The organism is Paraclostridium dentum, assembly GCF_012922555.1.
GTDB classification, from domain to species: domain Bacteria; phylum Bacillota; class Clostridia; order Peptostreptococcales; family Peptostreptococcaceae; genus Paraclostridium; species Paraclostridium dentum.
The window spans coordinates 1-3,470 of the sequence record NZ_WIPK01000032.1 but is presented as its reverse complement, the minus strand read 5'-3'; the positions used below and the strand labels follow the sequence as shown (position 1 = coordinate 3,470).

3 protein-coding genes are annotated in these 3,470 nt (G+C 30.3%); all 3 read right to left on the bottom strand.

Annotated elements, in window-relative coordinates:
• Positions 1-1,010 (bottom strand): glutamate decarboxylase (gene gad / locus GFJ41_RS17595; RefSeq protein ID WP_170075955.1); only part of this gene is annotated, 1,010 nt, incomplete at its 3' end.
• A 59-nt stretch (positions 1,011-1,069) separates the two neighbouring features.
• Positions 1,070-2,485 (bottom strand): glutamate/gamma-aminobutyrate antiporter, encoded by a 1,416-nt coding sequence (gene gadC / locus GFJ41_RS17590; protein WP_021430438.1) that lies wholly within the window; start codon positions 2,483-2,485, stop codon positions 1,070-1,072.
• Between the two features lie 251 nt (positions 2,486-2,736).
• The coding region (locus GFJ41_RS17585) for a pyridoxal-dependent decarboxylase (RefSeq protein WP_264318554.1) at positions 2,737-3,470 on the bottom strand (734 nt) is incomplete at its 5' end.

Below are 3,470 nucleotides of genomic sequence, written 5' to 3'. Positions count from 1 at the left end.
CTATATCCTTCAAATCCAAGTCTTAAGAAGTTATAATATTGTCCAATTACTTGACTTGCTGATCTTGAGAAGTTTATCGCCATTGTTGGCATTGACCCACCTAAATAACTTACTTCAAATATTAATTCTTTTGGTAAGTATTCTTCATCTTTCCATATTACCCATCCTATACCTGGATATACTAATCCATATTTATGTCCTGATGTACTTATTGATACTACATTTTTTAATCTAAAATCCCACTCAAGCTCAGGATCTATAAATGGTGTAAATAATCCACCTGATGCAGCATCTACATGTATTGGTACACTTATTTTTGCTGTTTTATTGTATTCTTCAATTAATGCATCTAATGCTTTTATATCATCAAATTTTCCTGTATATGTTATTCCAAGTAATGCTGCTATACCAATTGTATAGTCATCTACATAATCTAAAACTTTGTCCATATCTAAACTCATATGTTCTTCATCCATTGGTACAGTACGCATCTCTATATCCCAATATACACAGAATTTTTCCCAACAAACTTGGTATCCTGAAGATACTACTAAGTTTGGTTTTTTCTTTGTTGTATCTATTCCTAATTTTTCTGCTCTGTTTCTCCATCTAAATTTCATAGCCATCCCACCAAGCATACATGCTTCTGATGATCCTACTGTTGATGTTCCTATATAGCTTAACTCTTTTGGTGCATTCCATAAGTTTGCTATCATATCAACACATCTATTTTCCATTTCTGTTGTTTGTGGGTATTCAGATTTATCTATTGCATTTTTTTCTAATGTTTCTGCCATAAGTTGTGTTGCTTCATCTTCCATATATGTTTGACAGAATGTCGCTAAGTTAAGTCTTGCATTTCCTTCATTCATTAACTCATCTTTTATTAATCTATACGCTATGTTTGGAGCAATAGAATCTTTCCCTATTACGTCTTTTGGAATATTAGAGCCAGACTCTATTGTCCCAAACACTGGTGTACTATAATCATCTTCTTTTTTAAATAACATTTTGAAAAACCTCCCTGAATTACAATGCTTGTCTTTTTTATTAATTAATTTTATTTATATTATCTACTCTTCTTTGATGTAATTGAATATATTACAAAAGGTATTAATACTGTTACTACAAAACTTACACTTAATATAGTTAAATATTCATGTATACTCTTACCAACTAACTGACTTGGTGGGAAAAATGATATAATCAATGCAAATATTGAAGTTAAGAAACCGCATGCGGCAACTATTAATTTAAATGTTTTTCCACCAGGAACTTGATAAGAACGTTTTAAATCGTCTCTTTTTAGTATTAATTTAAAGTACCCTATGAAGAATAGTAAATATCCAACTAAATATATAACTACTGTTAGTGATATAGCTGTAAGGAATGAAACATTGTCTCCTCCACCGCCAAGTGTAAGAACCGCTGCCCATATTGTAACTACTATTCCTTGTACGAAAACTAAGTTTACTGGAACATCATGTTTATTAGTTTTAGTTAATGATTTTGGTAAAATTCCTTTTTGCGCTGCTATGTACATACCTCTTGAAGGTCCTACAACCCATGCACTAACTTCACCCATTACACCTAATGCTAATAGTAATGCTATTAATTTTACAATCCATGTTCCATTTGGTATAAAATGTAGTATTAAAACTTTAAAAGTATCAACTACTCCTGAACTTAAATTTAAATCACCTTGTGGAATTACAGCTGCAACTGTTAATCCTCCAATTGTGTTAAGTACTATAGCTACTATAACTAATATAATCATAGCTAATGGATAATTGCGTTTTGAATTCTCTAATTCATTTACATGTGATGCTGATGCTTCAACACCCATATATGCTAGTATAAATGATACAAAAACAACTAATGTATTTACTTTTGAAAAGTCAGGAACAAAATATCTAGCTCCTATCTTTACATCAATTGGATTACCTTGTACTAAATAAGCTATAGATATTCCAAATAATATTATTGCTGGTATAGCTATTCCAAGTATAAATCCAGCTTTTGCTATTTTAGCAGTATTCTTTGTTCCACCTAATTGTGTTAATGTTAATCCCCAGAATATAACTAAAACTGCTATAAATTTTAAAACAGGAACATTGTTTAATGCATTCCAGTTGAATATATATGAAACACAACCTAATATAAAATAAATCATTGTTACAAATCCAACTGTAATTTGGAACCATTGGAAAAATATCGCTGCAAATCCGAATCTTTCTCCTAAAGTATTTCCAACCCAAGCAAATATTCCACCTTCTTGCCAGCCATCAACTGTGGCCATTTCTGCTGCACACAATGCTACAGGTAAAAACCATAATATTCCTCCAAGTAAAAGGAAAAATACTAAATTGAATCCTGATGTAGCAAATGTAGGATACTCATATACAGTCATAACCATTGATGCCGTCATTGCAAAGAATGCAAACAAAGTAAGTGAATTCCCTTTAGCTGCGTTTTCTTCTTTCATGTCAATCATCTCCTATTTTGTCTTAATTCTTCTCAATGTAAATTATCATAGGCCTAAAATAATTTTTTAATTGTATATTGTATATTTACCCTATTATAATCCTATTAAACTTTTTTTGCAAAAAAAGTTTCATTTTATTTTCATTTTGCAATTTAAGTTTCATTAGCCTTCAATTTAACAAACAATAAAAAAAGTCTTAGTATTTTTTAAATAATACTAAGACTTTTTCAATATATACTATATTTTTTATATTAGTGAGTAAATCCGTAAACTTTGTTTTCTGGTTCTTTACCGTGTACTAATACATTTGCATCGTTTAAATCTTTTATTGCTGTTTTTAAATCTCTTATAAATAATTCAGCCATATCATGACTTAAGTCTGCTCTACATACTATACGTTGTATTATTGTTTTGTCTAAGTTGATTGGTAATGGATATGCTGGTATTTGCCATCCTTTCATCGCTAATCTATCTGCTAGGTCATATAATGTCCACTCTACATTAGCATTATCAACTAATCTATAACATACTATCGGTAAATTTTCTCCATTATTATAAATTTTGAATAATCCTGTTTTCTCTATTTCATCAGATAAGTACATAGCTACATCTTTTGTACGTTGATGTATTTGTCTATATCCTTCAAATCCAAGTCTTAAGAAGTTATAATATTGTCCAATTACTTGACTTGCTGATCTTGAGAAGTTTATTGCCATTGTTGGCATTGATCCTCCTAAGTAACTTACTTCAAATATTAATTCTTTTGGTAAGTACTCTTCATCTTTCCATATTACCCATCCTATACCTGGGTATACTAATCCGTATTTATGTCCTGATGTACTTATTGATACTACATTTTTCAATCTAAAATCCCATTCCATATCTGGATCTATAAATGGTGTAAATAATCCACCTGATGCAGCATCTACGTGTATTGGTACACTTATTTTTGCTGTTTTATTGTATTCTTCAAGTAATGCATCTA

Excerpts from the sequence above, each read along its gene's own strand:
- gadC (WP_021430438.1), bottom strand. The coding sequence starts at position 2,485 with ATGAAAGAAGAAAACGCAGCTAAAGGGAATTCACTTACTTTGTTTGCA.